This window comes from Rhizobium sp. YIM 134829 (genome assembly GCF_046546455.1).
The window spans coordinates 112,310-137,520 of record NZ_JBKHKI010000002.1 but is presented as its reverse complement, the minus strand read 5'-3'; the positions used below and the strand labels follow the sequence as shown (position 1 = coordinate 137,520).

General features: G+C 66.1%; 23 protein-coding genes. 15 read left to right on the top strand and 8 right to left on the bottom strand.

Annotated elements, in window-relative coordinates:
* From ACLE20_RS05535 to ACLE20_RS05510, 6 genes are all read left to right on the top strand, one after another.
* A complete protein-coding gene (locus ACLE20_RS05535) occupies positions 1 to 996 on the top strand; it encodes an ImuA family protein (RefSeq protein WP_410939268.1) in 996 nt (331 codons plus the stop codon).
* Positions 887 to 2,551: a Y-family DNA polymerase gene (locus tag ACLE20_RS05530; protein WP_410939505.1), complete on the top strand. Its 1,665-nt coding sequence runs from the start codon at positions 887 to 889 to the stop codon at positions 2,549 to 2,551. Before ACLE20_RS05535 ends, ACLE20_RS05530 begins: the two co-directional genes overlap by 110 nt.
* Positions 2,548 to 6,051, top strand: coding sequence for an error-prone DNA polymerase (locus tag ACLE20_RS05525; protein ID WP_410939267.1), 3,504 nt, complete (start codon positions 2,548 to 2,550; stop codon positions 6,049 to 6,051). Before ACLE20_RS05530 ends, ACLE20_RS05525 begins: the two co-directional genes overlap by 4 nt.
* A 140-nt stretch (positions 6,052 to 6,191) precedes the next feature.
* Positions 6,192 to 6,596, top strand: a complete 405-nt coding sequence (locus ACLE20_RS05520; RefSeq protein ID WP_410939504.1) for a (2Fe-2S)-binding protein — start codon at positions 6,192 to 6,194, stop codon at positions 6,594 to 6,596.
* Positions 6,562 to 7,062: a bacterioferritin gene (bfr, locus tag ACLE20_RS05515; protein ID WP_410939266.1), complete on the top strand. Its 501-nt coding sequence runs from the start codon at positions 6,562 to 6,564 to the stop codon at positions 7,060 to 7,062. The genes ACLE20_RS05520 and bfr overlap by 35 nt, the downstream gene beginning before the upstream one ends.
* A 234-nt stretch (positions 7,063 to 7,296) precedes the next feature.
* Positions 7,297 to 7,788, top strand: coding sequence for a M10 family metallopeptidase C-terminal domain-containing protein (locus ACLE20_RS05510; RefSeq protein WP_410939265.1), 492 nt, complete (start codon positions 7,297 to 7,299; stop codon positions 7,786 to 7,788).
* Between the two features lie 67 nt (positions 7,789 to 7,855).
* Here ACLE20_RS05510 and leuA read toward each other — a convergent pair whose 3' ends face one another.
* On the bottom strand, positions 7,856 to 9,565 hold the full coding sequence (leuA, locus tag ACLE20_RS05505; RefSeq protein WP_410939264.1) for a 2-isopropylmalate synthase: 1,710 nt from the start codon (positions 9,563 to 9,565) through the stop codon (positions 7,856 to 7,858).
* Between leuA and ACLE20_RS05500 the strand changes: the two genes are divergently transcribed.
* Positions 9,540 to 9,863, top strand: coding sequence for a hypothetical protein (locus ACLE20_RS05500; protein ID WP_410939263.1), 324 nt, complete (start codon positions 9,540 to 9,542; stop codon positions 9,861 to 9,863). The genes leuA and ACLE20_RS05500 overlap by 26 nt on opposite strands.
* Positions 9,864 to 9,942: 79 nt before the next feature.
* Here the strand turns inward: ACLE20_RS05500 and ACLE20_RS05495 are convergent, their stop codons facing one another.
* From ACLE20_RS05495 to ACLE20_RS05480, 4 genes are read right to left on the bottom strand one after another with little or no spacing between them, the layout of a single operon-like run.
* The gene (locus ACLE20_RS05495; protein ID WP_410939262.1) at positions 9,943 to 12,009 is read right to left on the bottom strand and encodes a hypothetical protein; all 2,067 of its coding nucleotides are present in this window, start codon (positions 12,007 to 12,009) and stop codon (positions 9,943 to 9,945) included.
* A gap of 43 nt (positions 12,010 to 12,052) precedes the next feature.
* Positions 12,053 to 14,860, bottom strand: coding sequence for a DUF4159 domain-containing protein (locus ACLE20_RS05490; RefSeq protein ID WP_410939261.1), 2,808 nt, complete (start codon positions 14,858 to 14,860; stop codon positions 12,053 to 12,055).
* Positions 14,857 to 15,777 carry a DUF58 domain-containing protein gene (locus tag ACLE20_RS05485; RefSeq protein WP_410939260.1) on the bottom strand — a complete coding sequence of 307 codons (921 nt, stop codon included), beginning with the start codon at positions 15,775 to 15,777 and terminating at the stop codon, positions 14,857 to 14,859. Before ACLE20_RS05485 ends, ACLE20_RS05490 begins: the two co-directional genes overlap by 4 nt.
* 5 nt (positions 15,778 to 15,782) lie before the next feature.
* Positions 15,783 to 16,796 (bottom strand): AAA family ATPase, encoded by a 1,014-nt coding sequence (locus ACLE20_RS05480; protein WP_410939259.1) that lies wholly within the window; start codon positions 16,794 to 16,796, stop codon positions 15,783 to 15,785.
* Positions 16,797 to 16,991: 195 nt separating this feature from the next.
* On the opposite strand from ACLE20_RS05480, the gene ACLE20_RS05475 reads away from it, so the two are divergent.
* Genes ACLE20_RS05475 through ACLE20_RS05465 form a run of 3 tightly spaced genes read left to right on the top strand, consistent with a single transcriptional unit; the run spans position 16,992 to position 19,551 of the window.
* Complete coding sequence (locus ACLE20_RS05475; RefSeq protein ID WP_410939258.1) at positions 16,992 to 17,645, top strand: DUF1285 domain-containing protein; 654 nt, start codon at positions 16,992 to 16,994, stop codon at positions 17,643 to 17,645.
* Positions 17,642 to 18,298, top strand: a complete 657-nt coding sequence (locus tag ACLE20_RS05470) for a CoA pyrophosphatase (RefSeq protein WP_410939257.1) — start codon at positions 17,642 to 17,644, stop codon at positions 18,296 to 18,298. Before ACLE20_RS05475 ends, ACLE20_RS05470 begins: the two co-directional genes overlap by 4 nt.
* Positions 18,295 to 19,551, top strand: coding sequence for a CCA tRNA nucleotidyltransferase (locus ACLE20_RS05465; protein ID WP_410939256.1), 1,257 nt, complete (start codon positions 18,295 to 18,297; stop codon positions 19,549 to 19,551). Before ACLE20_RS05470 ends, ACLE20_RS05465 begins: the two co-directional genes overlap by 4 nt.
* Before the next feature lie 69 nt (positions 19,552 to 19,620).
* Here ACLE20_RS05465 and ACLE20_RS05460 read toward each other — a convergent pair whose 3' ends face one another.
* Complete coding sequence (locus ACLE20_RS05460) at positions 19,621 to 19,812, bottom strand: DUF1059 domain-containing protein (RefSeq protein ID WP_410939255.1); 192 nt, start codon at positions 19,810 to 19,812, stop codon at positions 19,621 to 19,623.
* Between the two features lie 198 nt (positions 19,813 to 20,010).
* Here ACLE20_RS05460 and ACLE20_RS05455 point away from each other — a divergent pair, with 198 nt between their 5' ends.
* The 3 genes from ACLE20_RS05455 (at position 20,011) to ACLE20_RS05445 (ending at position 22,310) form a co-directional block, all read left to right on the top strand.
* The gene (locus ACLE20_RS05455) at positions 20,011 to 20,421 is read left to right on the top strand and encodes a DUF4168 domain-containing protein (RefSeq protein WP_410939254.1); all 411 of its coding nucleotides are present in this window, start codon (positions 20,011 to 20,013) and stop codon (positions 20,419 to 20,421) included.
* Positions 20,422 to 20,563: 142 nt separating this feature from the next.
* A complete protein-coding gene (locus tag ACLE20_RS05450; protein ID WP_410939253.1) occupies positions 20,564 to 21,109 on the top strand; it encodes an adenine phosphoribosyltransferase in 546 nt (181 codons plus the stop codon).
* A gap of 139 nt (positions 21,110 to 21,248) precedes the next feature.
* Positions 21,249 to 22,310: a hypothetical protein gene (locus tag ACLE20_RS05445; RefSeq protein WP_410939252.1), complete on the top strand. Its 1,062-nt coding sequence runs from the start codon at positions 21,249 to 21,251 to the stop codon at positions 22,308 to 22,310.
* A gap of 12 nt (positions 22,311 to 22,322) precedes the next feature.
* Here the strand turns inward: ACLE20_RS05445 and ychF are convergent, their stop codons facing one another.
* Positions 22,323 to 23,426: a redox-regulated ATPase YchF gene (ychF, locus tag ACLE20_RS05440; RefSeq protein ID WP_410939251.1), complete on the bottom strand. Its 1,104-nt coding sequence runs from the start codon at positions 23,424 to 23,426 to the stop codon at positions 22,323 to 22,325.
* 225 nt (positions 23,427 to 23,651) lie between these two features.
* On the opposite strand from ychF, the gene ACLE20_RS05435 reads away from it, so the two are divergent.
* Both ACLE20_RS05435 and clpS read left to right on the top strand, forming a co-directional pair.
* A complete protein-coding gene (locus tag ACLE20_RS05435; RefSeq protein ID WP_410939250.1) occupies positions 23,652 to 23,921 on the top strand; it encodes a hypothetical protein in 270 nt (89 codons plus the stop codon).
* 183 nt (positions 23,922 to 24,104) lie between these two features.
* A complete protein-coding gene (clpS, locus tag ACLE20_RS05430; protein WP_410939249.1) occupies positions 24,105 to 24,410 on the top strand; it encodes an ATP-dependent Clp protease adapter ClpS in 306 nt (101 codons plus the stop codon).
* Positions 24,411 to 24,435: 25 nt separating this feature from the next.
* Here the strand turns inward: clpS and pth are convergent, their stop codons facing one another.
* Positions 24,436 to 25,158: an aminoacyl-tRNA hydrolase gene (gene pth / locus ACLE20_RS05425; protein WP_410939248.1), complete on the bottom strand. Its 723-nt coding sequence runs from the start codon at positions 25,156 to 25,158 to the stop codon at positions 24,436 to 24,438.
* Between the last annotated feature and the right edge of the window lie 53 nt (positions 25,159 to 25,211).

Here is a 25,211-nt window from a genome sequence, read left to right as displayed (position 1 = left end):
ATGGCTGAAAAGGCTGTGCCGCGGGAGACGGTGCGCGCCCTGCGCGATGCCATCGCCCGACTGGAGAGAGGCACCGGAACGCGCGCCGCAGAACGGGCCGGCGAGGAGGCGGGCTTTCATCGTTTGAACCGCGATGAACCGCCCGCTACCATTCTGCGGGAAGACGGCATGAGCAAGGCGGAGCCGGTTCTGCCGCTCGGCGTGCCGGCGCTGGATCAGGCGCTGGCCGGCGGCCTGCCGCTGCGTGGCATGACGGAGATCCGCGTCCGTGAAACGCGCGATGCGGGGGCCGGCATCGGCTTCACCCTGGCGCTCGCCGCCCTCTGCCAGGCACGCCGGCGCGAGGGTGGCGAGCTTGGCCCCGTTCTCTGGATCGCCGAAGGCATGGCCCTGAAGGAGGCCGGCGCTCCCTATGGCATCGGCCTGGTCGGTCATGGGGTCGATCTGTCGCGGGCGCTGCTCTCGAGCCCAAAGAGCCTCAAGGAGGCGCTGTGGATCGCCGAAGCCGCGCTGAATTTTCCGGTCTTTGCAGCCGTGGTTCTCGAAATGCGCGGCAATCCCGCCGCGCTCGGTTTTCAGGAAAGCCGGCGGCTGCAGGTGCGGGCGCGCGGTGGCGGCGTGCCGTTGCTGCTCGTGCGCCAGGCGGGCGAGGAGGAGGCAAGCGGCGCCCTCTTTCGCCTGTCCGTCCTGCCGGCGCCGGCCGCTGCCCGCCTTCTGCCGGACGGCCGTCCGCTGGCCGGCAGCATCGGCAATCCGGTCTTCCACGTGGTCGCGGAAAAAAGCCGCGCCTTCGCCCCCGTCGACGCCTATCTGGAATGGAGTGCTCATGAGCGCCGCTTCTATCCCCTCGCACCGCTTGGCAGCCTCGCCCTCTTCGACACGGAGCCTGTTCCGGCCGGCGCAGCGCATCCTGTCGCTCCACTTTCCGCATCTGCCGACGGACCGGATCGCGCGGGCGCGCTGGGGGCGGTCGTGGCTTTCAGACGGGCGTCCTGACCATCCGCCGATCGTCTTTTCCGCCAAAGAGAACAATGCCATGCGCATTGCCGCGCTCGATGGCCATGCCGAAAGCCTGAAGCTCGCTCGCGGCCAGGGCATTGCCGAGGCGCGCGCCATGCATCCCGATCTGGAGGTCCTGCCGGCCGATCCGGTGGCCGATGCCGCCTTCCTGAATGCACTTGCCGACTGGTGCGACCGCTACACGCCGCTGATCGCGCTCGACGGCGCCGATGGGTTGCATCTCGACATTACCGGCTGTGCCCATCTTCATCGCGGCGAAGAGGCGCTGATCGAGGACGTGCTGGCGCGGCTCTTCGAACTCGGCGTCGAAACCCGCGGCGCGATCGCCTCTTCCGCGGCGCTCGCCGGCGCGCTGGCTCGCCAGGGGAGGCAGGGGGTGGTGGCGCCGGGGGAGGAGGAGGCCGCGCTGGCGCCCTTGCCGGTCGCGGCCCTTCGTCTGCCCCAGTCCACCGTTGATCTCCTGATCCGCCTTGGCCTCACCCATGCGGCCGATCTCCTGCAGGCGCCGCGCGCCGCCCTTGCCCGCCGCTTCGGCCCCATGCCCTTTCTCCGCCTCGACCAGGCGCTGGGGCTCGACGAGGAGCCGCTCTCGCCGCGGCTGCCGGTTGCCAGCCTCTCGGTCGAGCGGCGGCTTGCCGAGCCGGTGTCGAGCGAGGAAGATATATTGGGGCTTGCGCTGAAGCTCGCCCAGGGGCTGAAGACGCGGCTCGAGGAGCGGGGCGAGGGCGGGCGGCTGTTCGAGCTCCTGCTCTTTCGCGTGGATGGCAAGGTCTTCCGGCTGAAGGCCGGCACCTCGACACCGCTGCGCGATCCGCCGCGCATCGCCGCGCTCTACCGCGAGCGGCTGACCGCCGTGCATGATGCGCTCGATGCCGGCTTCGGCTTCGAGATGCTGCGCCTCTGCGTGCTGAAGGCCGAGGCCTTTGCCGCCGTCCAGGATGATTTTTCCGGCCGGCCGGACCAGGGGCGGTCGCTTGCCGATTTCGCCGATCGCGTCATGGCCCGCTTCGGGGCGAACAGCCTCCTGGTCAGCGTGCCCACCGCCAGCCATGTGCCGGAGCGCGCCGCGCCCATCCGCCCGCTCGGCGACTGGCTGGCAGAGTTCGGCCAGCCGGCCGGCCGGGCGCTCTCTGCCGCGGGGCCCGCGGCGATGCGGCAGGATCTCTCGGCCTTCGTGCCGGCCGGGCGCAGCCTGCCGGCCGGCGATTGTCCGGTCTGGCCGGTGGAGAGCATGCCGATCCGCCCCCTGCGGATGCTCAAGCACCCCGAGCCGGTCGAGGTGCATGCCGCCCATGTGCCGGATGGGCCGCCGGAGCGCTTTTCCTGGCGGCGCGCCGTCTATCGCGTCACGCGGGCGGAAGGGCCGGAGCGCATCGCCGCCGAATGGTGGATCGATGGCGAGGCGGCGCCGACGCGCGATTATTTCCGCATCGAGGACGAGGCCGGCCGGCGGTTCTGGATGTTTCGCAACGGGCTGTTCGGGCGCGAATGCGCCCATCCCGGCTGGTTCATGCATGGCATCTTCGCATGAGCCCGGCGCCCGACCCACTCTTCTACGAAGTCGGGGTGCGCACCCATTTCTCCTTTCTCGAAGGCGCGTCGAGTGCGGAGGAACTGGTGGTCTCCGCCAAGATGCTCGGCATTGCAGGGCTCGGCATCGCCGATCGCAACACGCTCGCCGGCGTCGTGCGCGGCCATGCCAAGGCCAGCTTCGAGCGCAGCCGCTATCAGCCGGGTGCCCGGCTGGTCTTTGCCGATGGCACGCCGGACATTCTCGCCTATCCGCGCAACCGCGCCGGCTGGGGCCATCTCTGCCGGCTGCTCAGCGCCGGCAATCTGCGCAGCGAAAAGGGCAGCTGCACGCTGTTCCTCGACGATCTCCTGGAGTGGCAGGCGGAGCTGCAGCTGATCCTGATGCCCGGCCCGGCGCCAATCGACTGGACGGCGCTGAAAGACTGCCTGGCAAAGCTGAAGGCGGCCGCGGGCGACCGGCTCTATCTCGCCCTGGTGCCGCGCTATGACGGCTTCGACCGGCTGCATCTGGAAAGCCTGATGACGCTTGCGCGCGAATTCGGCCTGCGCCCCATCGCCAGCAATGACGTGCTCTATCATGAGCCGGGCCGCCGGCCGCTGGCCGATGTGGTCACCGCCATTCGCGAGCATGTGACGGTGGCGGAGGCAGGCTTGCGGCTCGCTGCCAATGCCGAGCGCTTTCTGAAGAGCCCGGCGGAAATGGCGCGGCTCTTTCGCGACTGTCCGGAGGCGCTTGCCAATACGCGCCTGTTCTTCAAAGGCCTGCGCTTCTCGCTCGACGAGCTCAAGCACAATTACCCCGACGAGACTGGCCCGGGCGAGACGCCGGCCGAGGCGCTGAAGCGCCGCGTCAGGGAAGGGGCGGCGGTGCGCTATCCGGACGGTGTGCCGGAGAAGGTGGAAAAGCAGCTGGCCTACGAGCTGGAGCTGATCCACGAGAAGCAATATGAGCCCTATTTCCTGACCGTCGACCGCATGGTCGCCTTTGCGCGCAGCCAAGGCATTCTCTGCCAGGGGCGGGGCTCGGCGGCGAACTCCTCCGTCTGCTTCTGCCTCGGCGTCACCGAGGTGGATCCGATCAAGTTCACGCTTCTCTTCGACCGCTTCCTCTCGCGCGACCGCGACGAGCCGCCCGATATCGATATCGATTTCGAACATGCCCGGCGCGAGGAGGTGATCCAGTTCCTCTACCGCACCTATACGAAGGAACATGCGGGGCTGGCGGCGGCCGTCATCAGCTATCGCGCCCGCTCGGCGGGCCGCGAGGTGGCCAAGGCCTTCGGCTTTTCGGAGGATGTGCAGGCCGCCCTTGCCGGCTCGATCTGGGGCTGGTGGACCTCGGGCTTCACCGAGGATCAGGCCAAGGCCGCCGGCCTCGATCTTGCCGATCCCACTGTTTCCCGCCTCTTCACCTATGCCGGCATGCTGATGGAGTTTCCCCGCCATCTCTCCCAGCATGTCGGCGGTTTCGTGATTACCCGCGACCGGCTGGATGAGATCGTGCCGATCATGCCGACCGCCATGCCCGACCGCTACATGATCGAATGGAACAAGGACGATCTCGACGTTCTCAACATTCTGAAGGTCGATGTGCTGGCGCTCGGCATGCTGACGGCGCTTGCCAAGGCCTTCACCCTTTTGGAAACCCATTACGGCAAGCAGAAGACGCTGCGGCATATTTTCGAGACCGAGGATCCAAAGGTCTACGACATGATCTGCCGCGCCGATACGATCGGCGTCTTCCAGATCGAGAGCCGGGCGCAGATGAGCATGCTGCCGCGCCTCCGGCCGCGCGTCTTCTACGACCTCGTCATCGAGGTGGCGATCGTGCGGCCCGGGCCGATCCAGGGCGACATGGTCCATCCCTATCTCAAGCGGCGCGAGGCCTTTCTGCGCCATGGCATCGAGCCGGACTATGCCAAGCCGGAGCTGAAAAGCGTGCTGGAGCGCACGCTCGGCGTGCCGCTCTTCCAGGAGCAGGCGATGCAGATCGCCATCACCGCGGCGAATTTCACCCCTTCCGAGGCCGACAAGCTGCGCCGCGCCATGGCGACCTTCCGGCGCACGGGGCAGGTGGCCAATTTCGAGCTGCGGATGATCGAGGGCATGGTGGAAAACGGCTATGACCGCGAGTTCGCCCAGCGCTGCTTCAACCAGATCAAGGGCTTCGGCGAATATGGCTTCCCCGAAAGCCATGCCGCCTCCTTCGCCTTGCTCGTCTATGCCTCCTCCTGGTTCAAGACCTTCTATCCGGACATCTTCTGTGCCGCGCTGCTCAATGCCCAGCCCATGGGCTTCTATGCGCCGGCCCAGCTGGTGCGCGATGCGCGCGAGCATGGGGTCGAGGTGCTGCCCGTCGACATCAACCATTCGGACTGGGAAACGCTTTTGGAGGAGGGAGAGGCCTTCGACCAAAGGCGGATCGACCCGCGCCACCGCGCCATGCAGGATGTGATCCTGACCGCGCGCAGCGTCCGGCTCGGCTTCCGCATCGTCAAGGGCCTCCGGGAAACCGACATGGCGGCGCTCACCGCCCGTCGTGGCGCCGGTTATCGCTCGGTGCATGATCTCTGGGTGCGCTCCGGCCTCAGCCGAGCGGTCCTGGAGCGGCTGGCCGATGCCGATGCCTTCCGTTCGATCGGGCTCGACCGGCGGCGGGCGCTCTGGGCGGTCAAGGCGCTGGACGAGAGAGGGGCGGCCGAGCGGCTGCCGCTCTTTGCCGGGGCGGAGGAGGATCTGATCGCCGATCCCGCCGTCACCCTGCCGGAGATGCCGCCCGGCGAACAGGTGGTCCATGATTATCGCGCGCTAACTCTGTCGCTCAAGGCCCATCCGGTGTCCTTTATGCGCGAGGCCTTTACCCGCGCCGGCATCCTCACCACGCGCGCCCTGCTCGACACCCGGCCGGGCCGGCGCGTCACCATTGCCGGCCTCGTTCTCGTTCGCCAGCGGCCGGGCACGGCGCAGGGGGTGATCTTCATGACGCTCGAGGACGAAACCGGCGTCGCCAATGTCATCGTCTGGAAAACCGTCTTTGCGCAGTACCGCCCGGTGGTGATGGGCGCACGTCTGGTCAAGGTCACCGGCCGGCTGCAGAGCCAGAGCGGCGTGATCCATGTGATCGCCGAACGGCTGGAAGACATGACCGCGGCGCTGGGACTGCTGAAGGGCGAGGAGCGGCGCTTCGCGGTGAACGAGCGAGCCGACGAGGTGCTGCGGCCGACCATCGACCAGCGGCAGAAGGGCGCGCGGCGGGCGGGCGAGCGGGAAGCGGCGGCATGCGACCACTCTCTCCACGGCGCATCCGGCGGGCATGAGGCGGATGATCGCGGCGCGGCAGGTGCCGGCGAGGCAGGCGCCAGCCAGGCGCTCGCCCGCAAGGCGGCCGCCTCCAGCTTCGGCACGCCCCGCCAGAGCGATCGGGCGCTGCCCGAACCCTCGCTGTTCGACCAGGAGGAAACCGCCCGCGTCATGCCCAAGGGGCGCAATTTTCACTAGGGTTCCAACCGACGCCTGAGTGCTTGGGCAGCGGATGATGGGTTAAACAGATGCGCTCTGCCGTCGCCTGTTTCTCCCTCGCGCCGCCGCTTTTCGTCCGCCGAATGCCGGCCTTGCGGCAGACTTGCGAGAGGCGGGACATGCCCTGTTGCTGCCCTCCATTTTTCTTGACAAAGAATGTCCTCTTTAGTTTAACTGCGCCCAACCCACCATCCATACCGGGCTCGACGGCCATGCTGGTTTGCAGTTGCAATTTCATCTCCGAAAAGGAGATCGAGGACACGATCACCTCGCTTCTGGATGAAGACTGTTGGCAGCTGATCGTGCCGGCCAAGGTCTATCACGCCATGCAGAAGCGCGGCCGCTGCTGTGGCTGCTTCCCCAATGTCGTCGACATCATCATTCGCACGACCGAGCGATATCACGCTGCGAATCACTCGACGGAAGACGAGATCGTCGCCTATATTAGCCGCATCAAAAAATTCCATGAGGAAAGCAGGAGAGCGGAACTTGAAAGGCGACATCAAAGTCATCGAGCGGCTTAACGAAGCTCTGTATCTGGAGCTTGGGGCCGTCAATCAGTATTGGCTCCATTACCGTCTTTTGGAAGATTGGGGTTATAATTTACTGGCTCATAAGGAGCGGGCCGAATCGATTGAGGAAATGCATCATGCGGACCGCATCATCGCCCGCATCATCTTCCTGGATGGCCACCCCAACTTGCAAACCGTCGGCCCGCTGCGCATCGGCCAGAACGTTAAGGAAGTTCTGGAGGCCGATCTCGCCGGCGAGTATGATGCCCGCACCTCCTACAAGCTCTCGCGCGAGATCTGTCACGACATTGGCGACTATGTCACCATGAAGCTGTTCGAGGAGCTGCTGGCCGACGAGGAGAGCCATATCGATTTCCTCGAAACCCAGCTGCAGCTGTTCAACTCGATCGGCGCCGAGAAATACGGCCAGCTCAACGCCGCCTCCGCCGACAAGGCCGAGGCGCCGGCCAAGGACTGAGACAGAGCCGGGGAGGGGCGGCATCCGCATCCTCCCCACCCTATTGTCGTTTTCCGTCGGTGCGCTGTCCCAAGCGCCTCTTCAAGCCACAGCCGTTCCTCCATCCTGGCCAAAACGAGCCAGCTGTGCGCCGTCCGCAGGTGTCATGTCGCTTTCTGACAGGTCAACCGGCCGACATCTGGAATGCCATCCTGCGTTATGGTAAGCATTTGCTACCTTAGAGGAGGGGTGATCATGGCCACGCGTACCGGAGATGACAAGGGCAACAAGCTGGAGGGGACCGGGAAGGCCGACACGATTTCCGGTGGCGGCGGCAATGACCGGATCTCCGGTCACAAAGGCAACGATGTTCTCAATGGCGATGATGGCAATGATCGCATCGGCGGCGGACAGGGTCACGACATCCTGACCGGTGGAGCGGGCAAGGATAGCTTCATCTTTCATTCCTTCGCCGCCAAGGACAGCGACCGCATCACCGATTTCGTTTCGGGTGTCGACAAGATCGATTTTGATCATACGATCTTCGAGCTGGACACCGGCAAGCTTTCCGCCGATCAATTCGTAACCGGCAAGAAGGCGCTCGATGCCGACGACCGCTTCATCTATGACAGCAAGTCCGGCAAGCTCTATTATGATGATGACGGCAACGGCAAGCATGGCAAGCAGCTGGTTGCGACCTTCGATCATCATCCCACGCTGACGGCCGACGACTTCATCATCAGCTGAAGCAGCGTCTTCGCCAGCTTGCCTGCCTCGGTCGACGGCCTTGCGCCGCCGACCTTCCTCCCGCTTCTCAGACGCCCCGCTGCTCTAGCACGCGGTTGGCGGCCGAAACGATCGCCTCCAGCGAGGCGGTCACGATATTGGTGTTGATGCCGGCGCCGAACAGCTTGCCGCCTTCATGCTCGACCTCGACATAGGCGATCGCCGCAGCATTGGAGCCGTGCTGGAGCGAGTGCTCCGAATAATCGGCGACCGACATCTCGACCCCGAGATGGAGCGAGAGCGCGTTGATGAAGCCGTCGATCGGGCCCGTGCCGCGCCCCTCGATCGTCTTCGGCTCGCCCCCGTCGATGATCTCGGCCGTGACGATGCGCGCGCCGCGATGCTCGCCGAGCGGCAGGGTCGTGTGGTCGACATAGCGCAGACGCGCGCCCGGCTGCTCGATGTAGCGCTCGAGAAAACGCTGGTAGATCGCCTTCGACGGTACTTCCTTGCCCCCCTCGTCGGTGATCCGCTGGATGTCCTCGCGGAACTCCACCTGCAGCGCGCGCGGCAGGTTGATGCCGTAATCCTCCTGCAAAATATAGGCGATGCCGCCCTTGCCGGATTGCGAATTGATGCGGATGATCGCCTCATAAGAGCGGCCGACATCGCGCGGGTCGATCGGCAGATAGGGCACTTCCCAAAGCGGCTTGTTGGCGACCTTGATCGCCTTCATCCCCTTGTTGATCGCATCCTGATGCGAGCCGGAGAAGGCCGTATAGACCAGCTCGCCGACATAAGGGTGGCGCTCCGGAACCGCCATCTGATTGGAATATTCGTAGACATCCTTGATCCGCTCGATATCCGAGCAGTCGAGGCCGGGATCGACACCTTGCGTGAACATGTTCAGCGCCAGGGTGACGACATCGACATTGCCGGTGCGCTCGCCATTGCCGAACAGCGTGCCTTCAACGCGATCCGCGCCCGCCATCAGGCCGAGCTCGGTGGCGGCGATGCCGGTGCCGCGGTCATTGTGCGGATGCAGCGAGATGATCAGGTTCTCGCGGTTGTCGAGATTGCGGCACATCCATTCGATCTGGTCGGCATAGATGTTCGGCGTCGCCATCTCCACCGTCGAGGGCAGGTTGAGGATCAGCTTGTTCTCGGCCGTGGGGCGGATGATCTCGCTCACCGCATTGCAGATTTCCAGCGCCACCTCGAGTTCTGTGCCGGTGAAGCTTTCCGGCGAATATTCGAAGCGGAAGTCGCCGCCGGCCTTGGCAGCCATGTCGGTGATCATCTTGGCGGCATCGGTGGCAATCTGCTTGATGCCGGCCACGTCCTTGCCGAAGACGACGCGGCGCTGCAGCTCGCTGGTCGAATTATAGAAGTGGACGATCGGCCGCTTGGCGCCTTCCAGCGCCTCGAACGTACGGGTGATCAGCTCCGGCCGGCACTGGACCAGCACCTGCAGGGAGACATCGGCCGAGACGTTTCCTTCCTCCACGCACCAGCGGGCAAAGTCGAAATCGGTCTGCGAGGCCGAAGGGAAGCCGATCTCGATTTCCTTGAAGCCCATGTCGAGCAGCAGCTGGAACATGCGGGCCTTGCGGTCATGCCCCATCGGATCGACCAGCGACTGGTTGCCGTCGCGAAGATCGACCGAGCACCAGACGGGCGGCTTGGCGATGGTCTTGGACGGCCAGGTCCGGTTCGGCAGGTCGATCTGCGGATAGGGCTGATATTTTTCGGCGGCCTGCGGCATGCCGTGCTTGACGGTGTGGGATTTCAGGATCATCGCGCTTCTCTTCGTCTTCGAGGCCCGCTGGCTCGCGCCGATCGATGCCATCTCGGGCGTCGGCTTATCGTGCTCGCGGGGAAGGTTCAAGGGTCAGGTCGGGAAGGTCAAGGAGCTGGTGCCGGCAGGCTTTTCGGCCGCCGGGCGCTCCTTAAAGAACCCGGCAACCGCGCGTAAGGCCGAGAAGAAGAAGCGTGGTAAAGGCGCGCGAACGGGCCCGAGCGGCTTCGCGACCGCGGGACATCGTTGCCAAAACTTTTGCGCCAGACTTCGTCATGGCCGCTTCTCTACAAGATGACGCGGAAAAGGGCAAGCTCTGGCGCGGAAAAAGGCGGTTTGCATTTTAACGACATCAAAGCAGACGATCGGGCGCCTGGTCACCGCCCCTCCCGCGCCCAGGTGGCGGAGAGGATCAGGAGCAGGGCGGCGAGGCCGAGGAGGCCGGTGAAGAGGGAGAGCGAATTGACGCCCTTCAGCACCGTCTCGTCGGTCATGCGCAGCGACAGGCGGTCGTCATCGGCGACGCGCACCGGTCCGCGCACGGGGAGCAGCGCCGGCACGTCGATGCCGCCGGCTGCCGCCACGCGATGGACGAGGCCCTTGGTCTTCTCGGCAAGCGGCCGCAGCGTCTCCTCGGTGGAGATTGTCGCCTTGAACTCCGGTGCGTCCACAGTTCCGACATGGACAAGCGTCGTCAGATCGCCATTCGCCACCTCGAACAGGCCGGTTTCGCCGGTGCGCAGCGAAGCGCGCCACAAGCCCGGTTCCGCCTCCGTCATCGTCACCTGCTGTGTCTCGCCGGAGGGCAGGGTGAGGCGGGCCGGGCCTGGATCGCCCTTCAGAGTCTGGCGCGAGATTTCAAGGGTGCGGCCGGAGGCCCGCGCGGTCAGCGCCTCTTCCTCCAAGGCCGGCTCCTGCATCAGCCAATGCGCGGTGCGGCGATAGAGCGAGACGCTGGGTCCGCCGCCCTCGAAGCCGCGCGACCAAAGCCAGCCCTGGTCGGAGAGCAGCATGGCGACGCGGCCTTCGCCGACCCGATTCAACACGAGCAGCGGCTTGCCGTCGGCAGCCTGCATCACGGTCTGGCCCTGCGGCCGGTCGACATCGACGGTGCGGAACCAGCGGCCCCAATGCGGCGGCTCGCTGTCGGCGCCGGTCAGCCCGCGGGTGACCGGATGTTTCTTTCCCTCGTCCGTCAGGCGCGGATAGAAGGCTTTGTCGTCCATCGTCCCCGTCGGGCTCGCCGGCAGCACGGCAGAGAGCGGGGTCGAGGCGATCGAATCCGGCCCCGCATGTTCCGGCCCGGCGGCGATCAGCAGTGCGCCGCCGTTTTCGACATATTGCGCGATGTTGTCGTAATAGATGATCGGCAGCACGCCCCGGTGTTGGTAGCGGTCGAAGATGATCAGGTCAAATTCCTTGATCTTCTCGACGAAGAGTTCGCGGGTCGGGAAGGCGATCAGCGACAGCTCGTTGATCGGCGTTCCGTCCTGCTTTTCCGGCGGCCGCAGAATGGTGAAATGCACGAGATCGACGGAGGCGTCGGACTTCAGGAGATTGCGCCAGGCCCGCTCGCCGGAATGCGGCTCGCCGGAGACGAGGAGCACGCGCAGGTTCTCGCGGATGCCGTCCAGCACATGGACGGCGCGGTTGTTCGCCTCCGTCACCTCGCCCGGTGTCGGTGCCACGGCGAATTCGAGGATATTGTTGCCGCCGCGCGGCACGGTGAAGCGGAAGGGCAGATCGGTGCCGGGCTCCGCCTGTTCGGTGGCGATCTCGTTGCCGTTCAGGCTGATGCGGACCTCCGCCGGTCCGGCCGGCACCGGCCCGTCATTGATGACGCGGAAGGTAACGGCCTGTTCCTCGCCGACAATGCCGAAACGCGGCCCGCTGACGATCTCGATGCGGCGATCGAACTCGTTCGGCTGGCCGGTGATCAGGCCATGGACCGGCGCATCGAAGCCAAGCGGGCGGTTGACGTCGGGCACGTCGTGGATCTGGCCGTCGGTGATGAAGATCGCGCCGCCGACGCGGCCGGGCGGCACGTCGGAGAGCGCGGTGGACAGGGCTGCGAAAAGCCGGGTCGAGGGGGTCTCGGTGTCCGCGCCATCGGCGGCCTCGACGATGCGCGGCTCGATGGCCGGGAAGCGGGCGAAGCGATCCTTCAGCGTCGCCAGCGCGCGGTCCGTCGCCTCGCGCCGGCCGGCGGCGTCCTGGCTCTGGCTGCGATCGACGACGACGGCGACGATGGTGGAGAGCGGCTCGCGCTCTTCCTGGTTCAGAACGGGATTGGCCAGTGCCAGGCAGAGCGCAGCGAGCGCCAGGGTGCGCAGCACCGCGCCGCGCGTGCCGCGCCAGAGCGAAAGCCCGGCAAGCAGAAGCGCCACGCCTGCCAGGACCGCAAGGGCATAGAGGGGGATCAGCGGAGAGAAATCGATCGTCATGCTGTTCGTCTCGCTTCGCGGGCCAGGCGTGGATGCCGGGTCGTCACTGGCCCAGCCGCTCGAGCAGGGCAGGGATGTGCACCTGGTCGGCCTTGTAGTTGCCGGTCAGCATGTACATCATGATGTTCACGCCGGCGCGGTAGGCATATTCGCGCTGTATCTCGTCCGGCGGCACGGTCGGCAGGAGCGGTGCCCCGTTGCCATCGACCGCCCAGGCGCCGGCGAAGTCATTGCCGGTGATCATGATCGGCGTCACGCCATCGCCCGAACGGGCAGGGCGGCTCGGCTCCTCGGCGCTCGCCTGCGGCTGTGCCTCGATCCAGAGCGGGCTGCCGGCATAGCGGCCGGGAAAGCTCGTCAGCAGGTAGAAGGACTTGGTCAGCACATTGTCGGTCGGAACGGGCTCCAGCGCGGGTATGTCGAGATCGGCAAGGATCGCCTGCAGCCGCTCGGTATTGGGGCTGGCGCCACCGCCGCCCAGAGCCGACATCTGGTCGCGCGTGTCGAACAGCACGGTGCCGCCAGCGCGCATATAGGCATCGATGCGGTTGATCGCGGCCGGGCTCGGCATGGGCGCGCTGGCCGAGATCGGCCAGTAGATGATCGAATAGAAGGAAAGCTCGTCCTTGGTGAGGTCGAGGCCGACCGGCGCGCCGGGCTCCAGCGTCGTGCGGTAGGTGAGGAATTCAGTCAGCCCCACCAGCCCGCGCTCGGAGATCCGGTCCACCTCGCTCTCGCCGGTCACCACATAGGCGAGATGGGTATTGTCCAGCTTGTCGAGGATCGCCTCGTCGCCCGGCCGGGAATCATCCGCCCGGACGGTGTCAGGGGCAAGGGCCGAGAGGCCGATGAGGGCGATCAGCACCGTCGCCGCCGCGCGGCCGGCACGCAGGCGCGAGAAGGCGCCGGCCATGAACAGGACCACCAGCGTATCGAGAAGCAGCAGCAGCATGGCGAGCGTGAAGAGCGCCGGCCGCAGGCTGAGCGCCTCCGCACCGATCAGGCGCTCGCTTTCATAGGCCATGCTCAGATCCGTACGATTGATCGCGTTCAGGGTCGCATCCTTTGCCATCAGATTGACGGCGGTGAAGCCTTCTTCCGAGCCGTAGAGCCCCGGAGGATGGTCGGGGCTGGCCGGCGGCACGGCGCCGGGGCCGAGCTCCAGCGGCCGGGCGCCGGCGGTCTCGGCCGTCAGCACGCCGTCGGCATTCATCAGCCGATAGGGTGGCAGCGGGGCCGAGGCCCCAGCTCCGGCGCCGCCTTCGACACCACCGCTGCGGGACAGTTGCACCGTCCGCCGCAGCATTTCGACGAAATCGCCTGAAATCGGCAGATTGGACCAGGTCGCCTCGCCGCTCACATGGAAGAGCACGATCCGCCCGGCGCCGAGCGTACGGGTGGTGACGAGCGGCGTGCCGTCGGCAAGGCTCGCCCAGGTGCGCTCGGAAAGATCGGCCGTCGGCTCTGCCAGCACCTGGCGGTTGACGGTAATGCCCTCCGGCCGCGGCATGCCGGCAAAGGGGCTCGCGGGCGGATAATCGGCGAGCGGCTGCGGCTCGGACCAGGAGAGCGCGCCGCCGAGCGCCCGCTCGCCCTGGCGCAGGCGCACCGGCACCAGCGGATCGTCGGCCGGCGCGGCGGCAAGGCGCGGACCTGCGAAGCGGATCAGCGTGCCGCCATTCTGCAGCCATTGGGTCACCGCCGGATAGGTCTCTTCCGGCAGGCGGCCGATATCGGCCATGATCAGCATGGAGGGCTTCTGTTCGAGAAGCTGCGGGATGGCGACTGCCAGATCCGCCTCGTTCGGCTGGATCAGGTCTGCAAAGGGGGCGAGTGCCCGGTTGATGTAGTAGAGCGGCGACAGCAACGGCTGCGACTGGTCGCGCGCCTCGCCGGAGAGCAGCGCCACGCGCCGGCGTCGGAAACCATCGTCGAGCAGATAGGTGCTGCCGGCGGTCGAAAGGCCGTCGATGCCGATCCGGGCGAAATCATTGCGCAGCTCGAAGGGCGCCGGCAACAGCCCGCTCGCCACCTTCTCGCCGGGGCCGAAGGCGATCGTGCCATTGGCAATTGCCCGGCCGCGCGCGTCATAGGCGGTCACCGCCAGTGCGCGCGGCAGCGTCGCATCCAGCCGGCTCGCGCTGACGCGCATGGCATCGGCCTCGTTGACCGCGCCGGTCAGCGCCACGGCCTCGCCGCCATCGCCCTCGATCAGGCGCAGCGAGGCGGGGGCGAGCCCTGCGAGATCGCGCATGACGCTGTCCTCGCCTGTGGCGATGCCATCGGAGAGGAAGGCGAGCGTGCCGGGGCGGGTCCCGTTAAGCCCGGTGCGCAGCACATCCACAGCGCGGGTGCGGTCCGGTATCAGCGGCTGAGGCCGGGCGGCGGCAAGGCGGGCGCGGGCGGCCGTTGCGGTCCCGAGTGTTGCATCCTGCTGACGATCGGCGGTCAGGACCAAGGAGACGGGCAGGTCGCGCGCCTCCGCCTCGTCGATCAGCGCATCGGCCGTCTGCCGGCGCCGCTCCCAGTCCTCGGCCGTCGCCCAGCCATTGTCGACCATCAGGGCCAGCGGTCCATCCGCGGAAAGCGTGCGTGTGCGCGGGTTGAAGACCGGATCGGCGATGGCGAGGATGATGGCAGCCGCCATCAGCATTCGCAGCAAAGTGAGCCACCAGGGGCTCTTCGAGGGCGTTTCCTCGCGCTTCAGCACCCCGGCGAGGATGGCGAGCGGCGGGAAAACTTCCGTCACCGGCTTCGGCGGTGTCAGCCTGAGCAGCCACCAGATGGCGGGAAGCGCCACGAGGGCTGCGAGGACCAGCGGGTTGGCGAAGGCGAAGGCGAGAAAGCTCACAACTGCCCCCCATGCGTCGCGCGGCCGGGCATGCCGGAGAGATACATATGCACGGCCACCAGCGCCTCAGAGGCGAGATGGTCGGTGCGGTGCGGCGTAAAGATCCAGCCCATATGACGCAGGCTTTCGCCAAGACCGTCGCGGCGGGCGAAATAGGCCTGGCGATAGGCCTCGCGCAGGATTTCGGCCCGTCCCGCCGTCAGCTTCTCCCCGGTCTCTGGGTCGGTGAATTCGGTGCGGCCGGCATAGGGGAAGTTTTCTTCCGCCGGATCGGCGATCTCGACCACATGGCCGCGCAGCCCCCGCCGCGCGAGCGGCCCCAGCCGGCCCATGATGCGCTCGGCGGGATCGAGGAAGTCGCCGATCAGCACCAGATCGCTCCAGCCGCGGATCATAGGCGTTTCCGGCAAGCCACCCTGCAGGGGGCTGTGGATCAGCGCGGTCGCCAGCTGTTCGGCGGCATTGCGGGAGGAGACCGGCTCCATGACGCCGGGGCAGCCGATCCGCTCGCCGGAGCGGGCGAGGATCTCGGCCAGCGCCAGCATCAGCACCAGCGCCCGGCTCTCCTTCGAGACGGTGCCGAAGCGGGACTTGTACATCATCGAGGGCGAGAGGTCGGCCCAGAGCCAGATCGTATGGGCCGCCTCCCATTCCCGGTCGCGCACATAGGTGTGGTCGTCGCGCGCCGAGCGGCGCCAGTCGATGCGCGACAGGCTCTCGCCATCGGAATAGGGGCGAAACTGCCAGAAATTCTCGCCCATGCCACGCCGGCGGCGGCCGTGCCAGCCGGAGATCACGGTATTGGCAATGCGCCGCGCCTCGACCATGCAGTCGGGGATCAGCAGCGCGCGGGCCTGCGCCCGGGCGAGGACATCACCGGAGGGGGTCGGCTCGACGGTCTGGCCGATCGACGCCATCCGGATCAGGCCCTCAGGCTCTTGACGAGCCCGGCAATGACATCGCGCACCGACATGCCTTCGGCGCGGGCGGCGAAGGTCAGTGCCATGCGATGCTGCAGCACCGGTTCGGCCAGCGCCACGACATCGTCGATCGAGGGCGCCAACCGCCCGTCATAGAGCGCCCGAGCGCGGGCGCAGAGCATCATCGCCTGGCCGGCGCGGGGGCCGGGGCCCCAGGCGACGTTCTTGTCGGTCGCGGCATTGCCATGGCCGGGGCGGGCCGAGCGGACCAGCGCCAGAATGGCCTCCACGACGGTTTCGCTCACCGGCATCAGCCGGATCAGGTGCTGGATCTCCTGCAGCTTGGCCGCATCGATCACCGCGCGCGCCTCGCTCTCGTTGAGACCGGTGGTCTCGAGAAGGATGCGGCGCTCGGCGGCGAGCTCGGGATAATCGACATCCACCTGCATCAGGAAGCGGTCGAGCTGGGCCTCGGGCAGGGGATAGGTGCCTTCCTGCTCCAGCGGGTTCTGGGTGGCAAGCACGTGGAAAGGCTGCGGCAGGTTGTTGCGCTGGCCGGCGACGGTCACGTGATATTCCTGCATGGCCTGCAGCAAAGCCGACTGGGTGCGCGGGCTCGCGCGGTTGATCTCGTCCGCCATCAGGAGCTGGGTGAAGATCGGCCCGTGGACGAAGCGGAAGGAGCGGCGGCCGTTCTCGTCCTGGTCCATCACCTCGGTGCCGAGAATGTCGGACGGCATGAGGTCCGGGGTGAACTGGATGCGGCTCGAATCGAGCCCCAGAACCGTGCCAAGCGTTGTGACCAGCTTGGTCTTGGCGAGGCCCGGCACGCCGACCAGCAGCGCATGGCCGCCGGACAGCACCGCGAGCAGAGTACGTTCGACGACGCTTTCCTGGCCGAAGATCACCTTGCCGACCTCGGCCCGCACAAGCGCAATCTCGGACAAAGCCCGTTCGGCGGCGGCGACGATCGCCTTCTCGTCGAGCGGGCTCTCGGTGGAATTGACGATGCCCATGGTCTGTCTCCCTCGAGCTTGGCCGGCTCTGCGCCAGCAAGCGAATCGCGGGCTTGGCGCAGGCAGGGCACGTATTTCAAACTAGCCGGTGCTCTCTGGCTGACAAGACGCGGCAGGCGCACTATCTCGTGAGAATCACAGCATGGCTTTCGCCTGTTTTCCTTACGCAAGATCAGGGCCAATCGGGACGGAACAATGGCAGGATCGGAAAACGGACCCACGAGCTCGGCCTCGCAGCCGGGCGACGCAACGGGCCTGGCGGCGCTGATCGCCCGGGCAGCCGGCGATGTCGGCCATCGCTCCGATGGGTCGGCGCGGACGCTGCCACCGGTCGAACGCTGGGATCCGCCCTTCTGCGGCGATCTCGACATGGAGATCAAGGCGGATGGTCGCTGGATCTATCTCGGCACGCCGATCGACCGGCAGCCGCTGGTGCGGCTCTTCTCCACCGTGCTCCGGCGCGATGCCGATGGCCGCACCTATCTCGTCACGCCCGCCGAGAAAGTCGGCATTCGGGTCGCAGATGCTCCGTTTTTGGCCGTCGAGGTGACCCGAACGTGGAGAGAAGGTGAGCCGGTGCTGACCTTTCGCACCAATGTCGGCGATGTGGTGGAAGCTGGCGCCGACCATCCGCTGCGCTTCGTCGAGGCGGGAGAGCAGGCCCAGCTGAAGCCCTATCTCCTGGTGCGCGGCCGGCTGGAAGCGCTGATCTCTCGCCCGGTGCTTTATGAGCTGGCCGACTGGTTCGAGGAGGTCGAGATCGACGGCGAGGCCGTGATCGCGCTCCGTTCCGGCGGTGCGGTCTTTCCCGTGCGGATAGCGCGCGACCTCGAGGCCAAGCGCGTATGAGCACCAGTGCATCGCCGGAATGGCGCGGGCCGGCCTTTACCGCCGCCGACTTCGCCCGCCGCGCCGCCAGCCAGTCCGGCGGCACGAGCGCGCAGGCCTGGCGCGAGCATGGCGACTTCCTGCTCAACCCCACCATGGCCGATGATCTGGAGCGCCTGGCCCTGCGCGATGCGGCCGTGCTGGTGCCTGTCATCGACGAGGGGCCGGATGCCCGCGTCATCTTCACCCAACGCACCACGACGCTGCGCAAACATTCCGGCCAGATCGCCTTTCCGGGCGGTGCCATGGATCCCGGCGACGAGACGCCCGAACGCGCGGCGCTGCGCGAGGCCGAGGAGGAGATCGGCCTTCGGCCCGATCTGGTCAGCACCGTCGGCCGCCTGCCGCATTACATGGCGCTCTCGGGCTTCCGTATCACGCCGGTGCTCGGCATCGTGCGTCCCGGCTTCGCCCTGACCCTCAACCCGGACGAGGTGGCGGAGGTCTTCGAGGTCCCGCTTTCTTTCCTGATGAACCCGGCCAATCATGGCCGCGGCAGCGGCGTGTGGAAGGGGGCGGAGCGGCATTATTATGCCATGCCCTATGAAGGCCGGCGCATCTGGGGCATCACCGCCGGCATCGTCCGCATGCTCTATGAAAGGCTCTATGCATGACCCCCTCCGTCTCCGGCCAGCCCTGGTTCGAAGCCCCGGCGCTCCGGCGCATCTTCGCGCTGCTGAATGCCGAGGGCGGCGAGGTGCGCGTCGTCGGCGGCGCGGTACGCAATGCGCTGATGGGCCGCGACGTGACGGAGGTGGATCTTGCCACCACGCTGCGCCCGGAGGAGGTGGTCGCACGCGCCGAGGCCGTTGGCATCAAGACCGTGCCGACCGGGATCGCCCATGGCACGGTGACCCTGGTGATTGAGGGCGAGCCCTTCGAGGTCACCACGCTCCGCCGCGATGTCTCCACCAACGGCCGCCATGCCGAGGTCGCCTTCGGCACGGACTGGCAGGTCGATGCGCAGCGGCGCGACCTGACCATCAACGCGCTCTATGCCGATGCCGAGGGAACCGTGATCGACCTTGTCGATGGCATGAAGGATCTGGAGCGGCATGTGGTGCGCTTCATCGGCGAGGCCTCCGAGCGGGTGGCGGAGGATTACCTGCGCATCCTGCGCTTCTTCCGCTTCTTCGCCTGGTACGGCGAGGGGCGGCCAGATGCCGACGGGCTGCGCGCCTCAGCGCGCGCCAAGGACAAGCTTTCGACACTGTCGGCAGAGCGGATCTGGTCGGAACTTCGAAAATTGCTGTCGGCGGAGGATCCGACCCGGGCCCTGCTCTGGATGCGCCAGGCGGGCGTGCTGACCGCCGTGCTGCCCGAGAGCGAGAAATGGGGGATCGACACCATTCCGGGCCTGATCGCTGCCGAGCGCGCCTATGGCTGGAACCCCGACCCGCTGCTGCGGCTAGCGGCGATCGTCCCGCCCGATCCGGAACGGCTGGCGGCTATGGCCAAGCGTCTGCGGCTTTCCAAGGCGGAGGCCGCTTTCTTTCAAGCCTGGGCCGCCTCCAAGCCGATTGCCGACCGGCTGGCGGAAACGGCGCTCGACCGGCAGCTCTATGTGGAAGGGGCAGTCGGGGTCATGGCGCGGCTGCAGCTCTCGATCGCCAATCTCCTGCCCCGCGCTGAGGGGGAGGCGGACGGGCTGGAAAAGCTCGCGCATCTGCAGCGGCTGCTGACGCGGGCCAAAGTCTGGACCAAGCCGCGCTTTCCCTTGACTGGGGCCGATGTGGTTCTCGCCGGGGTGCCCTCGGGCCCGCAGGTCGGCGCCAAGCTCGCCATGCTGGAGGCCCATTGGTTGGCCGGCAATTTCCGTGAAGACCGCACGGCGCTGCTCGATCGGCTCAAGGCCAGCCTTGACTGAGCGCTTTTTCGCCGTCCATATTCTGCACCGGCCGGGACAAACCAGCCCCGGCCGGATGAAGGCTGCATTTCAAGCTGTAGCGGCTTGCTTTTCGTCGATGATCCGCGCCTTGATGTTCTCCACCATGCTCTCGCGGATCTGCGTTTCGCCATGCGCCTTGCGCATGTGCTCGACAGTGCGGCGCACGAGCTCGCCATCCGTTTCGGCGCGGCTGTGCCAGTCGCAGCCGGGCACCAAAGTTCCACATTCGAACAGTCGCATCTGATCCTCCTGGTTTTCCCTGTTTCGCCTCTCCTCGGGCTTCAGGTCGAACGACCGGACCCGTTGCTTGGTTCCTCCGCCAGGTCTCGGTAAGCGCAGGATCACATTCTCGCCCGATCTCTCGGGCATGGTTCCTCCGGGCTGAGAAACGCAAAGGCGGCCGGCAACCGGTCGCCCCGAAACATGGAAAGGACTGCCATGACCATCCGACCCACGCTCTCCCGGACCGCACTCCTCGGCTCCGTTCTCCTTGCTGGACTGGCCGGCCAAGCTACGGCGCAAGAGGCTGCTCCGCCGCGACCGGCCCCCGCGCAGGCCGAACCCTCCTCGCGTCTCAGCGACGAAAAGCTGAAGGCCTTCGCGGTCGCCTATCTGAAGGTCGACAAGGTGCGGCAGGACTATACTGCCAGGATCGGCGGGACGAAGGACCAGACCGCCCGCCAGAGCCTGAAGACCGAGGCCAACCAGAAGATGATCGAGGCGGTGGAGACGGCGCCCGACATGTCGCTCGAAGAGTACAAGACGATCATCACCGCGGCCCAAGCCGATCCGGCCGTGGCGCAGAAGGTGCAGAACAATCTGCGCAGCGCCGCACCCGCGGCGAACTAGATCGAGGTGGGAGGGGCGGCCGGTGGTTCCCCTCTCTCTTCCTACTGCCGGGCGTTCCCAGTGCATGATTGAGCTAGGGCGCCGGCAGCGGCGGTGCTATGGAACGGCGACGCCGCCCGATAATCAGGACACGCCCGATTCCATGAGACCGACGCTCGAGCAGGACCTCACTGCTGCCATCCGCACCATTCCCGACTATCCGAAACCCGGGATCCTCTTTCGCGACATCACCACCCTGCTCGGCAATCCGCGCGCCTTCCGCCGGACCATTGACGAGCTGGTCCATCCCTATGCGGGGGAGAAGATCGAGAAGGTTGCGGGCATCGAGGCGCGCGGCTTCATTCTCGGCGGCGCCATGGCCCACCAGCTCTCCGCCGGCTTCGTGCCGATCCGCAAGAAGGGCAAGCTGCCGCACGAGACCGTGCGCATCGCCTATTCGCTGGAATATGGCGTCGACGAGATGGAAATGCACCGCGACGCGATCGTGCCGGGTGACAAGGTCATCCTCTCCGACGACCTGATCGCCACCGGCGGCACGGCCGAAGCCGCCTGCCGGCTCCTCCAGCAGATGGGCGCCGACATCGTCGCCGCCTGTTTCGTCATCGACCTCCCCGACCTCGGCGGCCGCAAGAAGATCGAGGCACTCGGCGTCGAGGTGCGCACGCTGGTGGAGTTCGCGGGGCACTGACGCGGAAAAGTCCCGCAGGCGGATCTACGGATCCCGCATGCTTCTCATTTTCTTCTCGCTCGGCTCTTGAGCGCCCGCTCATGCACGGGATAGGACTTTGCCTGGCTCCAATGAAGCATGCCAGCGAAGGATGAGATGGATGCAGACGGGCATCCACCGGATAGTTGCCGAAGCCGAACAGAAGGGACTGGTCGTTCCTGGACGGGCAGGGGAGCTGACACATTTCCTTCAGGCGCGCGGCCTCGTCTCGTCCCCATCGAAACAGGCGGAGGCGGGCACCGCATTGGAGGATAGCGAGCAGCCGCACTTCGTCCGGGGATTTCACGACATCCTGATTACCATCGGCATTCTCGTGTTGACGGCAGGGACACTCGGTTTGGGGAGCGCGCTCATCGCCCTGCCGGTTTCGATCGCCCTGTCGGAAATTTTCGTCAGACGTCAGCGGCTTGCTCTGCCTTCGGTCGTTCTTTCCGTCATCGCGGTCTCCAGCGCCGCGGCGGCTGCCGGTTCTTTTCTCGGCGACGACGAAACCGGGTCTTATCTGATTGGACTGGCTGCGATCTTAACGCTCGCCGCCGCGCTCTATCACTGGCGCTACCGCACGCCGATCAGCCTGGCAGGCGTCTATTACGGCGCTGGTTTCCTCGTCTTTGCTGTCGTGCTGACCCTTATCTTCGGGTGGATCGATTTCGACTTTTCCCGTCATGGCAATGTATCGGTAAGCTGGCTTCTCGCGGCGATTGGCCTCGCCCTCTTTGCCATAGCACTTGCGTATGATCTCTCAGATCCGCAGCGATTGACCCGACGCTCCGATGTCGCCTTCTGGCTGCATCTCGGCGCCGCCCCGCTTGTTCTCCATGCATTGGTCGGTCTTGTTTCGGGCGCGACCGATTTTCTGCCCAGTCTTGACGACCCTTCGACGGCGGCCTTCGTCGTCGCAGCCACGATCCTGGTCATGCTCGTCGGGCTCATCATCGACCGGCGCGCCTTCGTGACGTCCGGTCTTCTCTCGCTCGGCGCTGCGTTGGCTGTCCTGATGCAGCAGGGCCTGCACTCTGTGGTCGATGCAAACTCGGCTGCCGTTGCGGTGGTCGTGGGGGTGATCGTGCTGGCGATTGGTCTCTTCTGGTCGCCTTTGCGCCGGGTCCTGCTCGACCGAATGCCAGGGGAGCTGAGCCGGCGGCTGCCGCCGGCGCGTTGAGACTAAACGCGATCAGGTGTTGAAGCGGAAGTGGATCACGTCGCCGTCCTGGACGACGTACTCCTTGCCTTCGTCGCGCGCCTTGCCGGCTTCCTTCGCGCCGTTCTCGCCGTTGAGACGGATATAATCGTCATAGGCGATCGTGTTGGCGCGGATGAAGCCGCGCTCGAAATCGGAGTGGATCACCCCGGCGGCCTGCGGCGCCTTGGTGCCGCGTTCGATGGTCCAGGCGCGCGTTTCCTTGGGGCCGACCGTGAAATAGGTGATGAGGTCGAGCAGCTTGTAGCCGGCGCGGATCAGCCGGTCGAGGCCGGCTTCGTGCAGCCCGAGTGCCTCCAGGAACTCGCGTGCCTCCTCCTCCGGAAGCTGCGCCACCTCCGCCTCGATAGCGGCGGAGATCACCACCGTTTCCGCACCTTGCGCCTTGGCCATGGCCTCGACGGCGCGGGTGTGTTCGTTGCCGTCCACGGCGTCGCCCTCGGCGACGTTGCAGACATAGAGGACCGGGTGCGAGGTCAGGAGATTGAGGCTTTTCAGCACCCGCAGCCCATCGGCGTCGAGCTTGGACAGCAGGGTGCGGACCGGCTTGCCTTCGTTGAGCAGGGCAAGCGACGCCTCCATGATCGGCAGTGCGGCGAGCGAGTCCTTGTCCTTGCCAGTGGCGCGCTTGCGCGTCTGCTCGGTGCGCCGCTCCAGGCTTTCGAGGTCGGCCAGCATCAGCTCCGTCTCGATCGTCTCGGCATCGGCGACCGGGTCGATCTTGCCTTCGACATGGGTGATGTCGTCATCCTCGAAGCAGCGCAGCACATGCACCACCGCATCGACTTCGCGGATATTGGCGAGGAACTGGTTGCCGAGGCCTTCGCCCTTCGAGGCGCCGCGCACCAGGCCGGCAATGTCGACGAAGGAGATGCGCGTCGGGATGATTTCCTTCGACTTGGCGATGTCGGCCAGCTTGCGCATGCGCGGATCGGGGACCGCCACTTCGCCCGTGTTCGGCTCGATCGTGCAGAAGGGGTAGTTTGCCGCCTGCGCCGCCGCCGTCTTCGTCAGCGCGTTGAAGAGCGTGGACTTGCCGACATTCGGCAGTCCGACGATACCGCATTTAAAGCCCATGAAGATAATCCGTCGTGACCTGATGAGGGCCCTGAGGGCCATTGCGGTCGCTATGGGCGAAACGCCGCAGCCGGTCAAGCCTCGGCGACTGAAGCATCCGCTGGCCTGCCCCGCATCGCCGCGAGCCCCCTCTCGCCCGATCGCGACAACGGCGCGCGATCCGACAGCCTCGCACAAGAATAAGTGAGTATATTCTAAATATCAAATGTAAAGACGGAGCCTACTATGTCGGACACCTATCCAGCAGACGATTTTTACGGAGCGGACACCGATCCGGTCGACCTCTCGAGCCTTCCCTTCGAGGCGAGTGACAGTTTTGATTTCACCGATTTGATTCCCGCGACGGAAACCGCGCCTCTTGACGGGGAACTCTCAGAGATCACCTTTACGATCGATCTTGCAACGCCTGAATTGGGTGACGCGTCGCCCATTACTGACGGTGCCGATGTTACCCCTCTGGTGGGTTTGCCCCACCTCGACGATCTGGCACCCTGAGGTTCACGACGTGGGACGGGCGGGACGGAAAGCCTGTTCCCGCCTCTCACGTCGCGCGCGACCCTGCCCGATGATAGTCCGGTGAAGGCAGTCCGGGGGCGCAATCCTTTCGATCATTCCCATTTCGACACTCTTCGGTTAGAACGGGCCAAATGAAACGGGCCCCTTCGCCGGGAGAATCCGATGAGCGATCTCGACGTCATCCGAAAAACCGTCACCAAGCCGAAGCTCGAACGGCCGAAGCTCTACAAGGTCATTCTCGTCAACGACGATTATACCCCGCGGGACTTCGTCATCTTCGTGCTCAAAGCCGTCTTCTCGCTTTCGGAAGAGACCGGCTATCGGCTGATGATGACGGCGCACAAGCTCGGGACCTGCGTGATCGTGGTCTGCGCGCGCGATATTGCGGAAACCAAGGCGACGGAGGCGACCGATCTCGCCAAGGAGGCCGGCTTTCCGCTGATGTTCACGACCGAGCCGGAAGAGTAGGCCGTTCAGGGCTGAGCGGGTCGGCTCAGTCGTCCTTGGCGCCGAACATCCTCTTCAGCATCTCGGCCATCGGGCCGGTGGCCGGCAGAGGCTTGGTGCCGGAGCCGCGGGCCTGGCGGATATGCGACTGGCCGGCGGGCTTTGCGGGTTTTGCCGGCTTGGCGGCCTCGGGCTCCGGCGGGGCGCCGGTCGCCAGCGCCAATTTGTTGAGGAACTGCGAGTCCTCGCCCCTAACCAGCATGTCGGCATGGTCGGCGATCGCGTCGAGCAACGGCTCCAGCCAGGCTTGATCCGCCTTGGCGAAATCGCCGAGCACATGGCCGTTGACGCGCTCCTTGGAGCCCGGATGGCCGATGCCGAGCCGCAGCCGGCGATAGTCCTTGCCGCAATGGGCGTCCATGGATTTCAGTCCATTATGCCCGCCATGGCCGCCGCCGACCTTCAACCGCGCGCGGCCGGGTGCAAGGTCGAGTTCGTCATGGATCGCCAGCACGGCGCCGACCGGCACCTTGTAGAAGCGCATGGCCTCGCCGACGGCCTCGCCCGAAAGGTTCATGAAGGTCTGGGGCTTGAGCAGCAACACCCGCTCGCCGGCGATCTCCCCCTCGGCGATCTCCGCCTTGAACTTCTTCGACCAGGGCGAGAAGGAATGGCGGCGATAGAGCGCGTCGAGCGCCATGAAGCCGATATTGTGGCGGTTGCGGGCGTAGGATGAACCCGGATTGCCGAGCCCGGCGAAGATCTGCATGGTCGCGCTCCCGCGTCTTGCTGGCCGCGGCCTCGTGCCCCGGCGGCGGGCTG